Origin of the sequence: Amycolatopsis sp. NPDC049159 (assembly GCF_040648295.1) — a bacterium.
GTDB lineage: Bacteria > Actinomycetota > Actinomycetes > Mycobacteriales > Pseudonocardiaceae > Amycolatopsis > Amycolatopsis pretoriensis_A.
Genome location: NZ_JBEZDL010000019.1, coordinates 79,986 through 100,663 on the forward strand (window position 1 = coordinate 79,986; position 20,678 = coordinate 100,663).

The 20,678-nt window shown below is 71.5% G+C and carries 17 protein-coding genes and 1 pseudogene; 5 read left to right on the top strand and 13 right to left on the bottom strand.

Going from position 1 to position 20,678, the window contains the following annotated elements:
- Positions 1 to 61: 61 nt before the first annotated feature.
- Complete coding sequence (locus AB0B33_RS31735; protein ID WP_360778319.1) at positions 62 to 826, top strand: SDR family NAD(P)-dependent oxidoreductase; 765 nt, start codon at positions 62 to 64, stop codon at positions 824 to 826.
- 137 nt (positions 827 to 963) lie between these two features.
- Here AB0B33_RS31735 and AB0B33_RS31740 read toward each other — a convergent pair whose 3' ends face one another.
- From AB0B33_RS31740 to AB0B33_RS31755, 4 genes are all read right to left on the bottom strand, one after another.
- Positions 964 to 3,258 (bottom strand): FtsX-like permease family protein, encoded by a 2,295-nt coding sequence (locus tag AB0B33_RS31740; protein ID WP_360778322.1) that lies wholly within the window; start codon positions 3,256 to 3,258, stop codon positions 964 to 966.
- Positions 3,255 to 3,944, bottom strand: a complete 690-nt coding sequence (locus AB0B33_RS31745; protein ID WP_360778325.1) for an ABC transporter ATP-binding protein — start codon at positions 3,942 to 3,944, stop codon at positions 3,255 to 3,257. Before AB0B33_RS31745 ends, AB0B33_RS31740 begins: the two co-directional genes overlap by 4 nt.
- A complete protein-coding gene (locus tag AB0B33_RS31750; RefSeq protein ID WP_360778328.1) occupies positions 3,944 to 4,465 on the bottom strand; it encodes a PadR family transcriptional regulator in 522 nt (173 codons plus the stop codon). Before AB0B33_RS31750 ends, AB0B33_RS31745 begins: the two co-directional genes overlap by 1 nt.
- A gap of 509 nt (positions 4,466 to 4,974) precedes the next feature.
- Positions 4,975 to 6,060: an alcohol dehydrogenase catalytic domain-containing protein gene (locus tag AB0B33_RS31755; protein ID WP_360778330.1), complete on the bottom strand. Its 1,086-nt coding sequence runs from the start codon at positions 6,058 to 6,060 to the stop codon at positions 4,975 to 4,977.
- Positions 6,061 to 6,152: 92 nt separating this feature from the next.
- On the opposite strand from AB0B33_RS31755, the gene AB0B33_RS31760 reads away from it, so the two are divergent.
- A complete protein-coding gene (locus AB0B33_RS31760) occupies positions 6,153 to 7,052 on the top strand; it encodes a LysR family transcriptional regulator (RefSeq protein WP_360778334.1) in 900 nt (299 codons plus the stop codon).
- 578 nt (positions 7,053 to 7,630) lie between these two features.
- Here the strand turns inward: AB0B33_RS31760 and AB0B33_RS31765 are convergent.
- Positions 7,631 to 8,482 (bottom strand): hypothetical protein, encoded by an 852-nt coding sequence (locus tag AB0B33_RS31765; RefSeq protein WP_360778337.1) that lies wholly within the window; start codon positions 8,480 to 8,482, stop codon positions 7,631 to 7,633.
- Complete coding sequence (locus tag AB0B33_RS31770; protein ID WP_360778340.1) at positions 8,479 to 8,781, bottom strand: hypothetical protein; 303 nt, start codon at positions 8,779 to 8,781, stop codon at positions 8,479 to 8,481. The genes AB0B33_RS31765 and AB0B33_RS31770 overlap by 4 nt, the downstream gene beginning before the upstream one ends.
- Positions 8,782 to 8,894: 113 nt before the next feature.
- Between AB0B33_RS31770 and AB0B33_RS31775 the strand changes: the two are divergent.
- A pseudogene (locus AB0B33_RS31775) lies at positions 8,895 to 9,394 on the top strand (transposase); the annotation flags it as partial.
- 1,759 nt (positions 9,395 to 11,153) lie between these two features.
- Here AB0B33_RS31775 and AB0B33_RS31780 read toward each other — a convergent pair.
- The 7 genes from AB0B33_RS31780 to AB0B33_RS31810 form a co-directional block, all read right to left on the bottom strand.
- The gene (locus AB0B33_RS31780; protein WP_360778343.1) at positions 11,154 to 11,945 is read right to left on the bottom strand and encodes a hypothetical protein; all 792 of its coding nucleotides are present in this window, start codon (positions 11,943 to 11,945) and stop codon (positions 11,154 to 11,156) included.
- A gap of 939 nt (positions 11,946 to 12,884) precedes the next feature.
- Positions 12,885 to 13,496 carry a hypothetical protein gene (locus AB0B33_RS31785; RefSeq protein ID WP_360778345.1) on the bottom strand — a complete coding sequence of 204 codons (612 nt, stop codon included), beginning with the start codon at positions 13,494 to 13,496 and terminating at the stop codon, positions 12,885 to 12,887.
- A gap of 148 nt (positions 13,497 to 13,644) precedes the next feature.
- Complete coding sequence (locus AB0B33_RS31790) at positions 13,645 to 14,634, bottom strand: nitroreductase (RefSeq protein WP_360778348.1); 990 nt, start codon at positions 14,632 to 14,634, stop codon at positions 13,645 to 13,647.
- Between the two features lie 14 nt (positions 14,635 to 14,648).
- Positions 14,649 to 15,098 carry a DUF6292 family protein gene (locus AB0B33_RS31795; protein ID WP_360778351.1) on the bottom strand — a complete coding sequence of 150 codons (450 nt, stop codon included), beginning with the start codon at positions 15,096 to 15,098 and terminating at the stop codon, positions 14,649 to 14,651.
- Positions 15,067 to 16,518, bottom strand: a complete 1,452-nt coding sequence (locus tag AB0B33_RS31800) for an MFS transporter (protein ID WP_360778354.1) — start codon at positions 16,516 to 16,518, stop codon at positions 15,067 to 15,069. The genes AB0B33_RS31795 and AB0B33_RS31800 overlap by 32 nt, the downstream gene beginning before the upstream one ends.
- Positions 16,519 to 16,529: 11 nt before the next feature.
- On the bottom strand, positions 16,530 to 17,264 hold the full coding sequence (locus tag AB0B33_RS31805; RefSeq protein WP_360778357.1) for an ABC transporter permease: 735 nt from the start codon (positions 17,262 to 17,264) through the stop codon (positions 16,530 to 16,532).
- The gene (locus tag AB0B33_RS31810) at positions 17,261 to 17,986 is read right to left on the bottom strand and encodes an ABC transporter ATP-binding protein (RefSeq protein WP_360778360.1); all 726 of its coding nucleotides are present in this window, start codon (positions 17,984 to 17,986) and stop codon (positions 17,261 to 17,263) included. Before AB0B33_RS31810 ends, AB0B33_RS31805 begins: the two co-directional genes overlap by 4 nt.
- A gap of 127 nt (positions 17,987 to 18,113) precedes the next feature.
- On the opposite strand from AB0B33_RS31810, the gene AB0B33_RS31815 reads away from it, so the two are divergent.
- On the top strand, positions 18,114 to 19,664 hold the full coding sequence (locus AB0B33_RS31815; protein ID WP_360778363.1) for an AAA family ATPase: 1,551 nt from the start codon (positions 18,114 to 18,116) through the stop codon (positions 19,662 to 19,664).
- Positions 19,664 to 20,674, top strand: a complete 1,011-nt coding sequence (locus AB0B33_RS31820) for an NAD(P)H nitroreductase (protein ID WP_360778366.1) — start codon at positions 19,664 to 19,666, stop codon at positions 20,672 to 20,674. Before AB0B33_RS31815 ends, AB0B33_RS31820 begins: the two co-directional genes overlap by 1 nt.
- Positions 20,675 to 20,678: the final 4 nt, after the last annotated feature.

Sequence of the window (20,678 nt, forward strand, 5' to 3'; positions counted from 1 at the left end):
TCGCCGATCCCCCGATGAGCGATCTCTGCCGCCACGCGGCCGGGACGCCGAGACTCGGGGCATGGACATTTCCGGCAACACCATCTTCATCCCCGGTGCCACCAGCGGCATCGGCCTGGCCCTCGCGCTCGCCCTCCGGGAGCGGGGCAACACCGTGATCGTCGGCGGGCGCCGCACCGAACTGCTGGAGCGGATCGCCGCCGAGCACCCCGGTGTCGACACGGTCCGGGTCGACACCGCCGACGCCGCGAGCGTTCAGGCCGCCGCGAAGGAGGTACTCGACCGCCACCCCGGGCTGAACGTGCTGGTCACCATGGCCGGTGTCATGCGCGTCGAGGACTGGCACCGGCCCGAAACGTTCCTCGAGTCGGCCGAAAGCGTCGTGACGACCAACGTGCTCGGCCCGATCCGCCTGATCGCCGCCTTCGTCGAGCACCTGCGGACCCGGCCGGACGCCACCATCGTGACCGTCTCCTCGGGACTGGCCTTCACCCCGCTCAAGGTGACCCCGAGCTACAACGCGTCCAAGGCGGCGATCCACATGCTCAGCGAGTCGCTCCGGCTGCAGCTGGCCGACACCCCGGTGAGCGTCCTGGAGCTGGTGCCGCCGTCGGTGCGGACGGACCTGCTGCCGGGCCACGCGGAGAACGACCAGGCGATGCCGCTCGACGAGTTCGTCGCCGAGGTGATGGGCATCCTCGAGACGCAGCCGGAGACGAAGGAGATCCAGGTCGAGCGGGTCAAGTTCCTCCGCTACGGCGAGGCCCGCGGCGACTACGACCAGGTCGTCGCGGCCCTCAACGGCACCGACCCGCACCAGAGCTGAGGACAGGTTCGATGACGGGGTTCCAGCTCGAAGAGCCGGCCTCGGCTCCGTGGACGAGCACGGTGGCCGGCTTCGGACTCTCCCTGCCGAAATCGGCGTCTTCGACACGAAGCCCGGCACCGAGCCGGCGCACCGGCTCATTCCGAGCGCAGAGTGTCCAACCGGGTCACTTGCCGCAGCAACGGCATCGTCAGCCCGGTGACCAGCAGCACCACCGCCACCGTGGCGCCCGCCAGCGCCAGCAGCACCGGCACGTCGATGATCATCGGCCGATCCGCCAGTGACAGGATCGGCGCGGTCAGCCCCAGCCCCGCCGCGACCGCCAGCACCACGCCGACCACGACCGGGATCGCCGTCTGCCACAGCGCTCCGCGAGCCAGCACCCCGATCGGCACGCCGGCCGCGGACAGCGCCGCGAGCGGCCGCCGCCGTTCGCTGATCTGCTCGACCGACAGCATCAGCAGGCTCATCGCGGCCACCGCGAGCACGAACAACGACGCCGTGATCACCACCGAACGGAAGCTCTCCGCCATCTGCTGGTCACGGGCGCGGAAATCGTCGAGGTAGCTGCTCTTGGTGACCGTGGCGTTCCACGCGAGCGCGTTGACCGCCCTCGCGACGTTGTCGGTCAGCGCCTGCGGGTCGCCGGCGCCCGACACGTACAGCGCGACCGACGAGGCCGGCAGCGCGAGCCCGCCGAGTGCGCCCGGCGTGACGAACAAGTTCCCCTCCGCCGCCGACGCCGTGGTCACCGACCGCACGACCTTGATGCTCCCCGGGACCCTCCACTCCGGACCGTTCACCTCGCCTCCGCGCTGAAAGCTCCGGATCTGCACCGTTCCGGCCGGAGGGGTGCCGCCACGGGACGGCACCACGTAGAACACGTCGCCGTCGGTGCAGCCGCCGATGTCGGCCACCGCCTTGAGCGCGACGCAGTCGCCGACCACGCCGTAGGTCGGCTCCTGCCCGGACTGCACCATGATGTTCGTGGCCGGGTGCACCGCGCCCACCCCGGCCACCGACGCCACCCGCTCGGCGACCTCGGCCACGTGCGCGGTGGTGGTCTGCACCCGCACCGGAGCCGCGGCCACGCTGGCCGGCGAGACCTGCTGCTCGGCACCGTCGAACAGGGACGTGAGCACGCCCTGGACCAGGATCGTGCCGGCCAGCACGACGACCAGGCCGGACACCACGCGGCTGGCGGTGCCGCTGTCCAGCTGCAACCGCCGGATCGCGAGCTGCCACGACGGCGGACCGCCGTGCAGCCGCTCCACCAGCCGCTCGACCAGCCACGGAAGCAGGGCCGCCACGCCCACCAGCAGGAACACGCTGCCCGCCGCGAGCGCCACCCCGGCGCTCGCGGCGGTGGTCCCGCGACCGAGAGCCAGGCTCGCGGCCAGGAACAGCACGCCCGTCGTGGTCAGCGCCCAGCGCCACCACATCCTCCGCCGCATCGGTTTGCCCTGACGGACCACACCGAGAGGTTCCACGATCGTGCGGCGCAGCCCGAACATCGCCGAGCCGACCGCGAGTGCGGGCACCAGCAGCACGATCACCACGACCAGCGGCCAGTCCGGGACGAAGTCCTCCGGGAAGATCCGCAGGCCGAACGGCAGGATGTCCGCGACGAACGTGCGCAGCACGGCGAAGAACCCGAGGCCGGCCACGAGCCCGATCACCGCCCCCACCAGCGACTCCGCCGCCGCCACCCGCTTGACCTGCCCCGAGTCGAGGCCGATCAGCCGCAGCGCGGCGAGCCTGCGTTCCCGCTGCGCCGCGCCCATCCGCGACGCCGTGGTCACGAAGATCAGCAAGGGCAGCAGCAACACCGCCGCGACCGGCAGGATGATGGCCAGCATGGCCGCCGACAGCCCGAGCCCGGTGTAGGGCCGGCCGAACGCGTAGACCTTGTTGCCGCCCGCGCCTTCGGCCTCGATCTGCGCGGCCGGCACTCCGGAGAACGCGGCCAGATCACCCGCGCCGGAAACGCCTTCCCGCGAGATCTGGCCGACCACCCGCCCCGGCAGCTGCGCCTGCAGCGAACCGCCGCCCGGTGCGGCCAGCCTCGCCGCGAGCTCCGGCGACACGACGAGCTCGCCCGGCGCGGGCAGCCGGGTCAGTCCCGGCGGCACCGGCGAGCCGGGTCCGGTCGCCGCGACCGCGGTGACCTTCACGAAGTCGTCGCCGACCGACGGGTACCAGTTGTAGGTCAGCAGCGGAGCGACGCCGGCGCGGGGCTCGGTGACCTGCGCGATCGCCGCCTTGCGTTCCGCCTGCGCACCGGTCAGGTGCTGGACCGCCGCCGCGGGCAGCAGCACGGCGACCGCGAGCGCGATCCCGAACGCGGTCATCGCGAGGCGCAGCAGCGCCGCGCCGGACATCCGGCCGCCCCCGACGGCCAGCCGGAGCCCCAGCGCCAGATCCCGTATCACGCGACCAGCTCCCGGTCGACCGTCTGCCCGTCCCGCACCGTGACCTCCCGGTCCGAGTAAGCCGCGACCCGCGGCTCGTGGGTCACCAGCACCACCGCGGCGTGCGTTTCCCGCGCCGCGTTCGTGAGCATCTGCATGACCTTCTCGCCGTTGAGCGAGTCGAGCGCACCGGTCGGCTCGTCCGCGAAGACCACCTTCGGCCCGGTCACCAGCGCCCGCGCCACCGCGACCCGCTGCGCCTGCCCGCCGGACACGTCGCCGGGACGGCGCTTCGCCAGTCCGTCGACCTCCAGCCGCGCAAGCCATTCGGCCGCCTTCGCCTCGGCCTGCTTCCGCCTGCTGCCCGTGAGCCGCAGCGGAAGAGCGACGTTCTCCAAACAGGACAGCTCCGGCACGAGCTGGCCGAACTGGAACACGAAGCCGAACTCGGTGCGCCGCAGCGCACTTCGTGCCTTGTCGTCCATCGCGACGAGGTCCGCGCCGCCGTAGCCGACGGTTCCCGCGTCCGGCCGGAGGATGCCGGCGAGACAGTGCAGCAACGTCGACTTGCCGGACCCGGACGCGCCCATGATCGCGAGCACTTCCCCGGCCGAGACGGACAGTGCCGCCCCGTCGAGCGCCTGTGTCCGGCCGAACGACTTGTGCAGTCCGTTGCCGACGAGCAACGGCGTTCCGGGCGTGGTCATCAGCGCACCGCCTTCTCGAGTTCGCCGAGGCGCGCGGCGGTGAGCTCCAGCCACCGCAGGTCCGCCTCGAGGTGGAAGAGCGCGTGGTCGCAGATCAGCTGATCGGCGAGGTCGCCCTCGTTCTTGCGTTTGGTCAGCGAACGCATCACGTTCAGGTGCTCGCTGCGCTGCACGTCGAGCACGTCGGTCGCGCTGCGGCCGGACAGCAACGCGAGCACCACCTTCGTGTAGAGCGTGTTCTGCAGGTACGGCTGCGGGTTCTCCGGAGTCCGCAGCCACGTCTCGACGTCGGTGACCCCCGCGTCGGTGATCGTGTAGCGCTTCCGCTCCGGCCCATCGCCGCTTTCGACGCCCGCCACCTCGACCATGCCGTTGCGCAGCAGCCGGGACAACGTCGAATAGACCTGGCCGTAAGCAAGCGGGCGGTCCTGCCCGAACTGCTCGTCGTACGCCCGCTTCAGGTCGTAGCCGTGTCGCGGGCCCGATTCGAGCAACGCGAGCAAGGTGTGCGAGACCGACATTTACTCCCCCCTCATCGCCCGGATCTCCCGAGCAGAGATCACTATACCTCATGCGTATACACATCGTGTATACACTCGCTGTGTAGCCCAACCTCGCAGGTAGGGGGCAGTTTTGTGACTGGCGGGTTGTGGGCTCGCACGGGGCAAGCCTGTTCATCCAAGCCGACGGCGAAACGAGGGCCGTCCACACGGGTGCCCGGCGGACCTCTGGAGCACCGAGCCCTGATCACCGGTTCCCGCGTGTAGCACGACACCTCCGCGATCCGGCGTGCCTTCGCGCATGTCCGGACCCCAGGCGATCTTGATATCCGGCGCGCCCACCCGCGCGGCGACGACGCGCTCTGAGAGGCGTGCCGGCCCGAGTCCCGCGGAGTGAGCCATGCCGCCGCGCTCACCCGCGCCGCCCGGTGGTGATGCAGCAAAGTAGATCCGTTGCGGCCGGTTCGCAGCGTGCAGCTGCGGCACAAAGCCTTCGCCCACAACGGAAACCCCCGCGCCGAGCCGAGTTCTCAGGAATTGGGGGTGAGGATGGTGCGGTCGAAGGCGCCACCGTGTGCCGCTGCATAGGTGACAGCGTCGTTGACCCGGTCGAGGTCGAAGCGGGTGATGTGTTCGGGGGCCAGGTCCAATGCACCCGCCGCGATGAGCCGGATCATGCCGACGTTCGCCGTGCGCGGGTACATCCACTGGCCGCGTACGGTCACCGAGTTGCGCATGATCCAGGGGTAGGGCAAGGCGAGGTCCGCGCCGCCGAGCATGCCGACGCCGCCCATCAGCACGACCCGCCCGTACTCGCGCACGGTCATGGCCGCCGTCCGTGCCACCGAACTGGGGGCCTGGGGCGGCAGGAGATCGAGCACCAGGTCGATCGGGCCGTCGGCGGCCAGCGCCATGGCCGCGCCGTCGGCGTCTTCGTCCCCGCTGAGCTCGACCGGGCTCACCCGCGCGCCGAACCGGTCGTCGAGCAGGTCGAGGACGGCCCGGTTGCGGCCCGGGGTCACCACGTGCCCGGCACCCATGGCGAGCGCGACGGCCACCGCGCTGCTGCCGAGGTTGCCGGTCGCCCCACTGATCAGCACCGTCTCACCGGCCGCGAGCCGGCCGGCCAGCAGCCCACCGTAGGGAATGGTGTGCACCCCCAGTGCGGACCAGCGTGCGGGATCGGCTGCCGCCCCGGCGGGCAGGCGGTACACGTTCTCGGTGGGAACCCGCATGAGCTCGGCGAACGGTCCGTCGTGCAGGTACCGGGCCAGCTTGGCGCCGCCCTCGCCGCGGGAGCTCCAGCCCTGCAGCGTGATGTCCGGTGTCAGGACGTCGTCGCGGGCACGGACCGTCGAGTCGCACCACACGAGGTCCCCCACCGCCAGCTTGGTCGCGTCCGGCCCCACGCTCACCACCCGGCCGATGCCACCGACACCCGGCACGACCGGGGGTTCCAGCGGATAGCGCCGTTCACCGCTGAACACCTCTGCCGCGTACGGAGGGACACAAGTCGCCAAGACCTCGACCAGGACTTCACCGCTGCCTGCTTCCGGGTCGGGTATGTCGTGCACCACGAGGGGAGAGCCGAACGCCGTCAGTGTCGCTGCACGCATGGAAAGCCTTTCTGTCTCGTCCTCCGCCACGCTAGGCGCGGCAGTGGCATGCGGGAAGCGAAGGTCTGGCATCTCTGGTATGCGTGGTCAGCATGGACATTTCGAGCGCGAGCCTCCGGGTGCTGTGCCGGATCGCCGAGTCGGGCAGCTTCACCGCAGCCGCCGCGCAGCTGGGTTACACGCAGTCCGCGGTCTCGCGCCAGGCGATCGCCCTCGAGCGCAGCGTCGGAGCCACCCTGTTCGAGCGGCGGACCGACGGGGTGCGGCTCACGCAGCGCGGACCGACGCTGCTGCGCCATGCCCGAGCGATCCTGGAGTCGGTCGACGCGGCCGAGCGCGACCTGACCGGCGGTGCTCCTCGTACCGAGCCGGTGCGGCTCGGGCTGGTCTTCAGCGCCGGACCGGTGATCCTGCCCGCCGCGCTCACCCGCCTTGCCACGACAGCGCCACAGGTCCGGGTCTCCACCCGCGAAGGCACCACGCCCGGCTTGGCTCGGGCGCTGCGCACCGGTTCGATCGACCTCGCCGTGCTCACCTCTCGCCCACCGCACCGGCCACCGGAGGGCGAGTTGCCCCGCCTGCACATCACGGCCGTCCGGGACGTCGAGCTTCTCGTAGCCGCCCCGGCCACCGGCACGTTCGCGGGCCGCACTTCCGTGCACATCGACGAATTGGTCGACGCACCGTGGATCGCCAGCCCGTCGTCGAGTGCGGAGCCACTGCTCGGTGTCTGGCCGGGCCTGCCGGGGCGAGCGCACGTCGTCCACCATGCACGGGACTGGCTGACGAAAATGCACCTGGTCGCCGGCGGTTTCGGCGTCACCACGATTCCGGAAAGCCTGTCACCGGTCGCCCCGCCCGGCGTGATCTTCCTGCGGGTCCAGGGTGCGCCACCAGAGATCCGCCGGATCTTCGTGGCCCGGCTCCCCGGCACCGCCACGCCGGCGATCACAGCGGTCACCCAGGTGATCACCTCAACTGCCCAGCCGTGACGACGGCCGGGCCGCGCGGTGGCCAGTCGGGTGTTGTGCTCTCTGATTTCCTGCACACCTCTCGGTTTCGGCGGTGTTGTTGTCGGGGTGGGCGACTCGGAGAGCGGCGGCAAGGCCGTAGCAGGCGCACGGTGGAGCATGGCCGTGTGAGCCATCGCGACCACGCCCTGCGCGCGGATCCTTCGGGCTGCTGGACTTCACGGCCATCGCAACCAGCGTCAGCGTCTGCGTCTGCGCGGGTTCTGAATGGTTGAGCCGCCGCCCCCATCAAGGTCGCCGCCGCGGGCCGGCCCTCCCAGGACGAGTCGAACCTGCCGGCGGTGCGGCGCTCATCCGACCTCTGCGGCAGCCACGGAGAGCCCCTCGGTGACGACGTCGATCAACTTAGCTTCGGCCGGGTGATCAGATGCCGGCCCGGTTGATGCGTTCGATGAGACTGGGTTTGCGCGCATGTGCTTGCCGCAGGCTTTCGACCCGGGTGACGAACGCATCTTCGCCATCCTCGCGTTGGGCGAGCGTCCGGAGATCGGTGAGCAGAGTTACGGCAGCGTCGTAGTCAGCTGGTTTCCGGGTCGCGATCAGTGCGTCAACACGCGACCACGCGGCGGCTCCCTCCGCGGCAAGCCGATCGAGTCGTCGCTCGCGAGCCCGCCGGCGCGCCGAGGCGTCGAGCAGGTCAGCCACGGTCCGACGGTGCGGCAGGGGGACAGCCGGAGCGGCGATGTCGCGACACCGGCGCAGCAGCTCCCTCCGCACCCGCCCGGCTTCACCCAGCGCGACCCGGACCAGGAACCGGTCCTTTCGTCGGCAGGCAGGCGGCTCACCCGGATGGCAAGATCACCGGAATCGTCAGCAGTGTGCTCCAGCGGCGGAGACGCCTCGGCCGCGGTGGCGAGGAGGTCGTCGTCGAGGCGGAGGAAGTCCGCGAGCGCCCGCTGCGCGGCGCTGAGCGTGCCCAGCCCGGGCGGAGAGGGAGGTTCGAGGTCCTTATCGGCTTCGCGACCGAACCCGTCCTCGTCGCGCTCCCCCGCGCCGCAAGCCGCCAGCCAGGCGAGGTAGAGCGGCCGGAAATCACCGGAGGCCAGTTCAGCGCGAACTCCGACGATCGCCGACAGCAAGGTCTCGGCGTCGTACTCGAAGTCGAACTCACCGACGTCGTCCTCGCTCGCGAAGTCGAGCACGATGTACTCGCCCGTCGTCCAAGCGCTCACCCCCGCTCCGACGCAGCAGTCCTCGACGACATCGGGATCGAGCGAGTCCAACGGCAGGCGGAACATGAGGCGGTGGCTACCCCAGCTGGCCGAGTACAGGTGCGCGTCGTAGTAACGCTCCATCAGGTGGCGCGGGTCACCCTTGAAGTCGCCCCAGTCATACTCGTTCACGAAGCTGGTGGCTCTGATCCTCGCCCGGTAGTACTGGTATTCGCTCACGGCTCGGCGCCAGCGAAGGGCTTCGCCCGGAAACTCGAGTCGTCTCCCAGGTGGACGAACAGATGTCCCTCGATCGTGTCGTCGTCGACCAGGACCGCCCAGCCTCGTCCGCTGATCTGATCGCCTTCGTCGGCACCTTCCCAGGTGAACTCGACGCCGGGCGAACCATCACGTTCGCTCGCGTGGCAGTCCAGCCACCCGGTGACGGCGACGAACCCGACCTGCCCGCTGCCGTCCGCGGCGAACTCGATGAATCCGGGTTCGACCAGGTCGATGTCTTCGCGGTCCCAGCCGCTCATCGCCGTGATCCGCCACCGGCCGACAAGCCGGTTTGGTAGACGTCGTGTCACGAGGTGGCAGAATAGCCAGGTCCCGAGCTGAGGTTGCAGGCCGAGTGAACGACGAGTGAGCGATGATCTCGGCTGTCGTTGATCGGTTGTCGCTGCGGTTGGTGCCGGACGAGTTGTGGGCACTGGCGGAGCCGTCGATTCCGGTGTTCAAGCCGCGTCCGCAGGGTGGTGGCACTGCGCCGGTGGACGCTCGTGCGGTGTGCACCGCGATCGTGTACGTGCTGACCAGCGGCTGTGAGTGGTGGGACCTGCCGCCGTCGTTCGGGGTGCCGTTCCAGACCGCGCACCGCATCACGCGCTATCGGACGAACTCGGCAGCCAGGGCCTGATCGACTGGAACCGCGCGATCGTCGACGGTGCCTGCGTGCGAGCGAAAGGGGGCTCTCTGACCGGTCCCAGCCCAGTCGACGGCGGCAAACCCGAGTCGAAGATCCACGCTCTGACCGACCGTGCCGGGCTGCCGCTTACCGTCGCGGTCTCCGCCGCGAGCACGAACGACCCGGCCGCGCTCGAACCGCTGATGATGGCGATCCCGGCTGTCCGCTCCCGCCGCGGGCCGCGGCCTCCACCGTCCCGACGTGGTGGGCACGGTCGACCAGGTGCGCGATGTCCGCGTAGGGGTCGGCATCGAGCAACAACGCGTCGGCGACGGATCCGACCGTAATCGTCCCCCAGGGTGTCGGCCAGCGGACCGGTCTTCCCGGCCGAATGTCGAGTACCGGCCGCCAGAACCGCGGGCAGCGGCAAGCCCGCCTTCGCCGGCAGGTGCAGTTCTCACAGCAGGGCGCTGGGCGGAGAGGGCATCAGCATGGCGACGTCGAAGCAGGCGTAGGACTCCTGCGGGGAAGGCAAGGAAACTGACGCCCGTAGAACGGGCGGCTGGTGAACTGCGGGATGTCCTCGTCCGTGAGGAAGCCGCCATCGACCAGTTCCCGCAAGCAGCAGGCCTCACCGTCGTGCGCGATCTGTTCCAGGTGACGAGCGTGGGGACTGTCAGGTGCTCGTCTCCGCCAGCAGTGCGGCGACATCGCGCGCCTCCGCGTCGAGGAGGTCGACCACGATCGCCGACGCTCGGTGCCGTGCCCTGATGCTCGACCTGGGGGCGCCGGCAGTTCCCGCAGCACGCCGAGGACGCCGACCGAGTTCGGTGCGCCCGTAATGCCCAGCCGGTGTTCACTCGCCGCCGCAGCCCAATGCGGGTCAAATCAGAGGGGCTTAGTTGGCGAAGCAGCCGTAGCAGGTCGTCTTTGCCGCAGCTCCGGTCTGCACACGGCGAGGACTACTGCCCTGTACGGAACATTGACTGCGTACAACTTGCGCAGCGCAGTCGTTGACCCGGCTTTCCCGTGATCGAAAACGCAGTGCCTCGACCGGCGACGGCTGCAACGGAACGAGTGGCTATTTCGGCAGCAGATGCGCTCGCCGTCACATCGAGGCCTGCGGTGATGAGCGCAACGAATGCCGCACGCATCAAAACCTTTTTTACCGGTCTCATTTCCCGACAGTGGCGCGACTGGGCCTCCCCGGCCCCGAGTGTCAGGCGCGCACCGCCTGAACACCGCCCCGGCAGCTGGATGGGGACCGCCGACCCGCGCTGCCGCTGCCGTGGATCTGTCCCCGGTGCGATCCTGCTCAGCCGGCGGACTCCATAGCGCGAAGCCGCCCATGATCACGGCGAGATTCATCTCGACGTCCGGCGCCCACGGTTTCCGTGGAATCTCCGTCGTCTGAAGTGTTTCATGGCCAAGGCGGCACCATCATCGCGTCCACTGGCTGTCTTGTGCACCTGGCCGCATGACAGGACCCAACGGGCCGAGAGAGTGCGTCAACGGCCGTCCGCAATCGCAACCGGCCGCTGAGGTGACGGCGGCCATGCGCCAGCTCTTCAGCCATTCACAACGCGACAGCGAGAACAGGTCGGAGTCCCGCCACGCTCCGCTGCCGGAAAGCGAAGTCAAGCAAGGTTCTGACCGCGTCGGTAGCGACGCGGTCATCTCCCACGATACCGAAAAGATCGGGAGGCACCGAGAGCGTGGGTCAGCCTGGCCGCGCTCCCGCTCACCGGGCAGCGTCGGCTGATTCCCGGTCGCCGGGGTCGGTCCACCGCTGCTCCGGCAGCGCTCGATCACCAGCGTCGGCAGTTCAGCTGGTCATCGGGTGTCGCTTCACCTACCTGAAGTAGGAGGCGGTGCCAGGTGAACGAGCGCGCCGGGAACAACGGGCGGTGCATCCGCGACCTGGCCACCGCACACAGACCGCCATGCTCGAACGGCTCCGCACTCACCACCACTCGATCCCGGGCCCGTCCCGGTCGTGCGGGACTACGCCGGGTTCTCCGCGACGGCGAGGTAGTCCGTGTAGATCTGCGGTGAGCCGGAAAACGAGGCCAGCTGCTTCCACTCCTCGTACATCTGCTTGGTGTCGCGGTGGGCGGACGCGAACTCCGCGGCCTCGCCGGTGGCGATGTCGGGCTCGGGGTAGAAGACGTCCAGCGCGTCCAGGCTCGCGATCTCCATCATCATCACGTACTGGTCGAGGCGGTTGCCCCGCTCGCCCTTGAGCACGTGGAACCGCCAGTCCGGGTAGTCGTCGATCCGGTGGTGGTTCTCGGCGATGAAGCGGTCGAACACCTCCTCGGTCACACCGGCGCGCAACGCCAGGTTGTGGATCCCGATGACCCGGGCGACGGGCTCCTCCCCCGGGCGGTCGCGGTAGCGGGGGCCGGGCGTGACGGTGCTCCGCGGGTTGTCGGCCAGCAGCCGGTAGTCGGTGAACAACGTCGGCAGCTCACCGAACGTGCCCAGCCGCCGCCACCGCGCCAGCACTGCCTCCGCCTCCGGGTGCCGCGCCCAGAACAGCCGGGCCAGCTCGGTCTGCTCACCCCGGGCCGTGACGTAGCGGTCGCGCTGCTCGGCGCTCTCGATCTCGTACAACATCAGGTACTGCCCGGTCCGCTCTCCGCGCAACCCGCGCAGCAGAGTCCACCGCCACCCCGGGTACAAGGGCAGGTGAACGCCTTCACCGCGCACGAAGGTCTCGAACTCTTCCGGCGTGACACCAGCCTCCGTGTCGATGGCGATGTACTGGAAGGTGAACACCGACGAGCGTCCCATTGCGCGTCCAATCCTCGGGCCGGAAAGGGATCGCGCGTCCGACGAGCACGACTCCCCGCACGACATCCTGCCCGCTCCAGAGCAACGGTGCCCCGCGAGCCCTCCCACCGTCCGTGAAGATCAACCAGCGTCAGCGCTACCAGGAACAACGTGGTGCGGTTCACCGTCACGCGTCGACGCATAGAGCGTTATACGGCCAGCTGGCTCTCCCGGCCCTGGATGCGCCAATCGAGCGAACCTGCACGCGATTCCCCCGGATGCCCATCGGGCGACGTCTGCTGCGCCGGCTCGCCGGACCGGCAGGACTGGGCATCGCGGTCGTCGCCGTCGTCCACGGCACGGACGGCCCGTTCACCTCCTATCCGGCTCCTGCTGCTCATCCGCTGGTGGAGCTCCTTGGCTTCGCTGTGATCCAAGTTGCTCGGAACGTCGCCGACCTCGAGCCCGGTCTGGCGGCTCCTGCGCCGAGCTCCCGGGTGGGAATCCGAGTGCTGACGACAGCGGCCGCGGCGACCGGCGCAACGCAATCGGCCGCCGCGTTCTCGGGTCCGGCACCCGCGTCGGCGGCGCTCGGCCTGTGTCTGCTCGCGGCGCCGTTCCGGCCCCACCGCACCGGCGGGGAAGTCGCCTTCCTGACGGCTACGGAGGCCGTCAGGATCAGGCGCTGCCGGTCGGGCCGGGCTACTTCGCTCGAGCGTGCTTGCAGCGACCAGCGTCGGGCGAATAGGGGCGGGCGGCGTGGAGGTCGGTGTGGCAGATCCCGCACGTTTCCGGCCCGGACCAGCCGCTGCCCCGGGCCGGGCTCGGGAACCAGCACCTCGCACAGCTCGAGCGGGGGCGAGAAACCCGTTACGGCAGCGGCCGTCGTGCTCACTCCTCAGTGGACGGTGGGACCGACGATCGCCCACCTGCCCCCTCCCCGGAGGCTGTGGCCGTCGGTCACGAACCGGCGGGGCTTTGGTCGTCGCGGCGGGTCTGCATGGTGGTCCACTCGCGTTGCCACGCGGCGAGGCGAAGCCGGTCCAGCACGAAGACCACGCCGCGGTAGAGCAGTGCGAGCGCAGTCACGAAAGCCGTCCACACGACCGTGGCGGCGAGCGGTGCGCCGACGGTCGCCGCCGCCGGGGTCAGCGGGCGGACGGTCGGAGCGCCGGTGGCGTCCACCCAGATCGCCAGTTCCTGGCCGGTGACGGTGCCCGCCGCGGCGTCGACCTCGCCGACGCGCTGCTCGCCTTCCCGGGTCCACCACGTCGCCCGCGTGGCGCCGGTTCTGTACGACGTGCCGCCGCGGCCCGCTTGGGCCGGTGGCGGGCCGTCGGTCAGCAGCACCGCGGTCACCGTGTACCGCGTCGCCAGCTGTTCACGGGACTTCGCCAGTTCGCCCGAGTAGACGCCGATGCCCAGCAGCACCGCTCCCGCCGCCGCCACGAGGGAAAGCAGGAGGACGAGTGCCAGGAGCCTCGCCTGCAGCCGGTCCGAAGGACGGGCCGGCGAGTCGTGGCCGGGCCGGAGGCTGTGCCACAACCGCGTCAACCGGATCCTCGTGTACATCGGTCCCGCCCCTTCTCGTCTCGGCGTGCGCACCCAGCATCACCGGAGGGACGGTCGCCGCCCTAGGGCCCACAGTCCCCGGACCCTGGGCCGTGCGACCATTTCGGTCGTCGTGGCGCCGGTGACTTCGGGCGCTCGCGGCCGAAGGTCAGTGCGCGGACGGCGAAAAGCCCTGGCGCAGCACCTCTTCGACAGCCCGTCGTGGCGCGGGTGGATCGGCCTCCGCGGTGTAGCCGATGCGCAGGAGAGCCTGCGGGAAGCCGGTCAGAGCGAGGTCTTCGCACAGCACGGACCGGACGGGCTCCAGGTGCAACGGCTGCGTCAGCACCGCCGCCGCCAAGCCGACGTCGACCGCCGCGAGCCAGGCCCGTTCCATCGCGTAGCCGGCGCGGACGTGGTCGGAGCGCGCGTCGTCCGCGGTCACGAACAGCAGCAGCGTCTCGGCCGCCAGACGACGCTCCAGCTCGGCCGGCAGCGGGATCTCGGTCGCCCGGCGGACCAGACCCGCCCAGGGCACCGAGCCGGCCGGGACACGGCTGGCCGGGAGCCCGACACCGTGGAGGTGGGCGCGCTCGTCCCGGATCGTCCACAAGGACAGCTCGCGCTGGTACCCGCCGTCCTGCTGAAAGCTCCTCGCCGCGAAGTGCAGCAGCCGGGCGACGGCGGCGACCTCCCGGACGGGCCGCGCCTCGACGCCCGCTGCTCCCCCGGCCGCGACGATCCCGCGGACCACCGGCTCCGGCACGACCAGGCCTTCGAACGGCGCACGGTGGCTGGCCCGGCGGGCGATCGCCCCGTAGCGGCGCAGCTCTTCGACGCTCGGTGCCTCGGCACCGCCGACGGTGACGCGCGCCACCAGCTCCGGCTGCCCGTCGTCCGGCAGGAACGCGACCTCGGCCGTCCGGCCCAGCGTGCGGACGGCCAGCTCGAGGTTGGCCACGGCGGCACCGCAGGAAGCGGCGCGGTCGCGTCCGTCCGGGTCGTGGTGCGGGAGAGCCGGTTCGGCACGCTCGCGCACGGACAGTTCTCCCGGTGCGACGTCCAGCAGCCACGGCTGGGTGTTGTGCACCGACGGCGCGCGCATCATCGACCGGACCAGCACCTCGGTCTCGGCCGGCGTCCAATCGGGACGATCCACTGTGGACACGCTGATCACCCGGCCCTGGAGAGGAACGGAATCGACGTCGTCGCCGTGCCGCGCAGCCGGGCGAACAGTTCGCCGCGGTCGCCGCGCAGGTCCGGTGGGACGGGCTCGCCGACGGTGCCACCGGCGGACCGGATCGCGGCGACGAAGCCGCGGACGCGGGCCGGAGCGGGTACGAGCTCGCCGCCGAGGTAGGCGAGCACCAGCAGGTCCTCGGCGGAATGGGTTTCCATCGCGAACGCCCAGCCGTGGCGCTCGTCCCACAGCAGGGCCGTGTCGCGGCCGGGGTGGTGCGGCAGCTCCACGTCGAGGGCGACGTACGCCGAGGCGGGATCGTCGAGGTCCATCGTGCAGGACTCCACTCCCACGCCGACCGCGGCGCTCACCGCGGCCAGGTAGCCGGTCAGCCCGCTCCGCAGGCCGTGGTCACGGTCGATACCGGTCAGCAGGGGAATCACCCTCCATCGTCTCGCAACGTTCACCGGCCGGATCGGACCGGTCCCCACCGGGGGCCGACGTTACTTTTCCGGCCTCGCGTGCGGATGGCGTCGTTCGGCCCCCTCGGGAGGGACTTTGGTCACTTGGGCGCCGCAGTGCCCGCAGTAGGTCCGCGAGCACCGGCACGCCGGGCCGGTCGTCGATGCGCCGCAGGCCGGCCAGGCCCGCGGTGAGCACGCCCAGACCCGCGCCGAGCAGCACCACTCGGGCCGCCGGGACACCGGGCGGCAGCCGGCCGAGGCCGACGAGCACGCTCGCCCCGGCGATCGACACCAGCAGTGCGACCCGGCCCCCGGCCTCCACGAAACCGAACACCCGGCCGCGCAGGTCGTCGCCGACCTCGCCGCCCAGCAGGGTCCAGCCGACGAGGAAGGCCATCCCCGCGCCCGCCCCGGTTCCCGCGCAAGCGGCCGCGGCGACGGCGAGTCCCGGGGCCAGCGCCAGGACGGCGAGCGACAGCCCGGCCAGCGCGAGGGACAACGTGAACCAGCGGCGGCGCGAGAGGGCGTGCACGACGGCCGGGCCACCGGCCACCCCGAACGCCATCCCGGCGAACAGGGCGGCGAAGAGCAGCGGGAACGCCACGGACCCGCCGCCGAGGTCCCCCGCGTACCGCTGGATCGCGCCGATCACGGCACCTGCCCCGGCGAAGGCGACCAAGATGCCGGTGACCAGCCCGCGCACCGGGCCCGTCCGGCGCACGTAGCGCCACGCCTCACCCAGCTCACGCCGGATCCCGGGCCGCGCGGCCACCCGGGTCCGGCCGCCGAGCTCGCGGATGCCCGTCGCCAGCACCCCGGCGCTCACCAGGAAGGTCGCGGCGTTCAGGTAGAGCGCCGCGGTGACCGGGTCGGTCCAGGACCGCGGCAGCCCGTGCAGCCCCGCCATGGCCAGGGCCGCGAGCACCGGTGTGGCGCCGTAGGTGGTGGCCAGGGACAGCCGGTTGGCCGCCTCCAGCTCCGCGCGCGGGACCAGGGTGGGGACGGCGGCGTCCCGGGCGGGCGACCACACCATGGCGAAGGCTTCGATCAGGAAGGTCGCGGCCGCGGCCCAGCCGACGGCGACGCCCGCGTCGCTCGTCACGAGCCCGACAGTGGGGATCGAGGCGAAGAGCGCGAACCGTGCGAGGTCGCAGACGATCATCGTGCGGCGCCGGTCGAAGCGGTCGGCCGGCACGCCGGCCAGCGGCCCGAGCACCAGCGCGGGCAGCAGCCGCACCGCGACCACGCCACCGAACGCCGCGCCTTGGGCGGCCGGGGCGCTGAACCGGCCGGCCGCGAACGTGGACGTGGCGAGCAGGCCGAGCCAGTCGCCGACGGAGGAGACCCCCAGGACGAGCCACAGCCGCCGGAACGGCCGGATGCGCAGCACCGCGGCCACCGCGCTCCCGTTCACGGGGTGCGGCGCCGCAGGGTCGCCGCGCCCAGCAGCAGCGCGAGGATCGCGCAGCCGGCGATGATCGCGATGTTGCGGACCAGCGTGCCCTCGACCTCCGCCGAGCGCGTGACCTGCGTGAGCGCGTCGACCGCGTACGACAGCGGCAGCACGTCCGAGAGCGCGTTGAGCAGCCAGCCCATGTCGCCGCGCGGCACGAAGAGGCCGCACAGCAGGAACTGCGGCAGCACGAACACCGGCAGGAACTGGATCGCCTGGAACTCCGTGCGGGCGAACGCGCTGACGAACAGCCCGAGCGCGGTGCCCAGCAGCGCGTCGAGCACGACGATGAGCAGCAGCGTCCAGACCGAGCCGGCGATGCCGAGGCCGAGCCAGGTCAGGCTGACCCCGGCGGCCACCACGACCTGGAGCGTCGCGAGCAGGCCGAACGCCAGCGCGTAGCCGAAGAGCAGGTCGAGCTTGCCCATCGGCATCGTCATCAGGCGTTCGAGCGTGCCGGTGGTCCGCTCCCGCAGCGTCGTGATCGACGTCAGCAGGAACATGATCGTGAACGGGAAGATGCCCAGCAGCGCCGGGGCGATCGCGCTGAAGCGCTGCTCCGAGTTCAGGAAGTAGCGCAGGAGGATCATCAGCAGGGTCGGTACACCGATGATCAGCGCGACCGTGCGCGGGTCGTGCCGCAGCTGGGTCAGGATGCGCCGGGTGGTGGCGAACGCGATCGGGACGCTCATCGCGTCGCTCCTTCCCGGCCCTTGATCAAGCGGAGGAATGCCTGCTCGAGATCGGGTGCGCCGGTGCGGGCGCGCAGTGCCTCCGGTGTCGCGTGCGCCAGCAGTTTCCCCTGGTGCAGCAGGAGGATCTCGTCGCAACGAGCGGCTTCGTCCATGACGTGGCTGGAGATCAGCAGCGTGACCCCGGCCGCCGCCAGCCCGTGGAACAGCTTCCACAGCTCGTCGCGCAGCTCGGGGTCGGAGCCGACCGTCGGCTCGTCCAGCACCAGCAGCTCGGGGGTACCGAGCAGCGCGACGGCCAGGTTGGCCCGCCCGCGCCGGCCGCCCGACAACCGGCCGACCAGTGTCCTGGCCGAGGCGGCGAGACCGGTCTCCGCGATCACCCTTTCCACATCGGACGGGTCCGCGCCGAGGACCGCGGCGAAGTAGCGCAGCGCCTCGCGGACCGTCAGGTCCGCGTAGATCGCCGGTTCCTGGGTCGCGTACCCGATCCGCCTGCGCAGTTCGGGGCTGCCGGCCGGACGGCGGAGCACGGTCACCTCACCGGCCTCGACGACCTGCACGCCGACGATCGACCGCATCAGCGTGCTCTTGCCGCAGCCGTTGGGCCCCAGCAGGCCGGTCACGGTGCCGCGGCGCACGGTGAACCCGATGTCGCGCAGGACTTCCTGCCCGCCGCGGACCACCCGCAGGTGCGCCACCTCGATCGCCGCTTCGTCCACGTCGCTCCTCCGCTCTCGACGGGTCCATCGTGAGCGCCCGCCCCGCCCGCGACAGGTGGCCGGGGTCCCCGGCTCCGGTGACTTTCGTCCCCGGTGCGAGACCGGGACCGGGGCCGATGCTCGAGCCATGGACGCTCCCTGGGCCGATGTGCACGAAACCCACATCGGCGCGGTCTTCCTCGTCGGAGACCTCGCCTACAAGCTGAAGAAGCCGGTCGACCTCGGTTTCCTGGACTTTTCCGCGCGCGAGACACGCGAACGGGTGTGCCACCGGGAGGTCGAGCTGAACCGGCGCCTGGCCCCGGACGTCTACCTCGGCGTCGCCGACGTCACCGGTCCGGACGGCGAGGTCCGCGACCACCTGGTCGTCATGCGCCGGATGCCCGAGGACCGGCGGCTCTCCACGCTCGTCCACGAGCGGGCGCCCCTGCACGTGACGACCCGGCGGCTGGCCCGGCAGCTCGCCGCCTTCCACGCCCGAGCCGCCCGTGGACCGGAGATCGACGCCGACGAAACCCGCGACGCCGTCCGCGGCCGGTGGCGGGACAGCTTCGAGCAGGTCCGACCGTTCCACGACGACGTCCTCGACGCGGCCACCGCCCTCGAGATCGAAGCCCTCGCCGAGGAGTTCCTGGCCGGCCGCGAGCCGCTGTTCGACCGCCGGATCGCCGGGGGACACGTCGTCGACGGGCACGGCGACCTGCTCGCCGACGACGTCTTCTGCCTCGACGACGGCCCCCGCGTGCTGGACTGCCTGGAGTTCGACGACCACCTCCGGCACGTCGACGTCCTCGACGACATCGCGTTCCTCGCCATGGACTTCGAGCGGCTCGGCGCTCCCGAACTGGGTGCACAGCTCCTGCTCGACTACCGCGAGTTCTCCGGCGACCCCGCTCCCCCGGCGCTGGTGCACCACTACCTCGCCTACCGCGCGTTCGTCCGGGTCAAGGTGGCGTGCCTGCGTCACGCACAGGGCGACGCCGAAGCGGCCGCGCTGGCCCGCGACTACGCCGATCTCGCCGTGTGGCACCTGCGGCTGGGCCGGGTGCGCCTGATCCTCGTCGGCGGGGAACCCGGCACCGGCAAGTCGACGATCGCCGGCGGCCTGGCCGACCGGCTCGGCGCCACGCTCCTGCAGTCGGACCGGCTGCGCAAGGAACTGGCCGGGCTCGAACCGGTCCGGCGGGCCGCTGAGGGCTACCGGCAGGGTCTCTACGACACCGGCCACACGGACGCGACCTACACCGAGCTCGTGCGCCGCGCCGGCGAGCTGCTGGCACTCGGCGAGAACGTGGTGCTGGACGCGTCGTGGACCGCCGCCCGGCACCGCGCACTCGCCGCCGAAGTGGCCGGCCGGACGGACAGCCCGCTGCTCGCCGTGCGCTGCGAGACCCCGGAAGAGACCGCGGCACGGCGGCTCACGACCCGGACCGGTGCCTTGTCCGACGCCACCCCGGAGATCGCGCACCGGATGGCCGCGGACGCCGACCCGTGGCCCGAAGCGCATCCGCTGCCGACGACCGGCAGCCCGGCCGAAACGCTCACGCGGGCATTCGCGTCGCTGGTGCCGGAACACCGAAAGTCCCCCGTCCAAAGGTATTCCGGCCCTCCCCGCGGCGCACCCGGCGGTGCGAGGGTCGAAGCCGAAGACACCCCCGATCCCGAGGCAGGCCGATGATGGAGCGAGGACTTCCGGACGACTTCACCGTCAAGACCGCGGTGGCGATGGCGGTCCGCGCGCCGTCGGTGCACAACTCCCAGCCGTGGTACTGGCGCACCGGGCAGAGCTCCCTGCACCTCTACGCCGACCAGGACCGGCTGCTGCGCGAAACCGACCCGGACGGACGCGACCTGATCCTCAGCTGCGGCGCGGCCCTGCACCACCTCCGGGTGGGCTTCGCCGCCCTCGGCTGGGGCGCCGAAGTCCACCGGCTGCCGAACCCGGACGAACCCGATCACCTCGCCGCGGTCACGCTGCACCGGCACGACCCGGACCAGGACGAGATCGCGATGGCGGCGGCGATCCCGCGGCGGCGCACCGACCGGCGCCGGCACAGCTCGTGGACCGTGCCACGCGGGCACCTCGAAGCCATGACCAAGGCCGCCGCGCTGGAAGGCACGGTGCTGCAGGTCGCCGAGAACTCGGCGCGCTACCACCTGGCGACGGCGATCGAGCAGGCCTCGCGGCGGCACGCCGGCGACCCGGCCTACCGCACCGAACTGGCCGCCTGGAGCGGCCGCCACATCTCGCCGGACGGCGTGCCCGCGCGGAACACCCCGGCCCCGGACGGCACACCCGGCGCGCTGCGGAGCCGGCCGTTCGCCGATCCCCTCCTCGTCCAGCCGCCCGACGCCAAGGCCGAGGACGACGAAACCGTGCTGCTGGTGCTGAGCACGGCGTCCGACGACCGGATGTCGCGCCTGCGCGCCGGTGAAGCGACGAGCGCCGTGCTGCTCACGGCCAACGCCTTCGGCCTCTCGTCCTGCCCGCTCACCGAGCCGTTGGAGCTGCACGACGTCCGCGAGTCCGTGACCGAGCACGTCACCGGCGGGTCGTTCCCGCAGATGGTGCTGCGCGTCGGCTGGGCACCCGCCAACGCCGACCCGCTGCCCGCGACACCGCGCCGCGACCTCGCCGACGTCCTGCAGCCGCTCGAAGCCGCCCCGAAGCATTTCCAGTCCCACTAGGAAA

Coding starts and splice junctions, on each gene's coding strand:
- AB0B33_RS31735 (WP_360778319.1), top strand. CDS start 62: ATGGACATTTCCGGCAACACCATCTTCATCCCCGGTGCCACCAGCGGC.
- AB0B33_RS31745 (WP_360778325.1), bottom strand. CDS start 3,944: ATGACCACGCCCGGAACGCCGTTGCTCGTCGGCAACGGACTGCACAAG.
- AB0B33_RS31750 (WP_360778328.1), bottom strand. CDS start 4,465: ATGTCGGTCTCGCACACCTTGCTCGCGTTGCTCGAATCGGGCCCGCGA.
- AB0B33_RS31755 (WP_360778330.1), bottom strand. CDS start 6,060: ATGCGTGCAGCGACACTGACGGCGTTCGGCTCTCCCCTCGTGGTGCAC.
- AB0B33_RS31760 (WP_360778334.1), top strand. CDS start 6,153: ATGGACATTTCGAGCGCGAGCCTCCGGGTGCTGTGCCGGATCGCCGAG.
- AB0B33_RS31770 (WP_360778340.1), bottom strand. CDS start 8,781: ATGAGCGGCTGGGACCGCGAAGACATCGACCTGGTCGAACCCGGATTC.
- AB0B33_RS31780 (WP_360778343.1), bottom strand. CDS start 11,945: ATGGGACGCTCGTCGGTGTTCACCTTCCAGTACATCGCCATCGACACG.
- AB0B33_RS31785 (WP_360778345.1), bottom strand. CDS start 13,496: ATGTACACGAGGATCCGGTTGACGCGGTTGTGGCACAGCCTCCGGCCC.
- AB0B33_RS31805 (WP_360778357.1), bottom strand. CDS start 17,264: ATGAGCGTCCCGATCGCGTTCGCCACCACCCGGCGCATCCTGACCCAG.
- AB0B33_RS31815 (WP_360778363.1), top strand. CDS start 18,114: ATGGACGCTCCCTGGGCCGATGTGCACGAAACCCACATCGGCGCGGTC.
- AB0B33_RS31820 (WP_360778366.1), top strand. CDS start 19,664: ATGGAGCGAGGACTTCCGGACGACTTCACCGTCAAGACCGCGGTGGCG.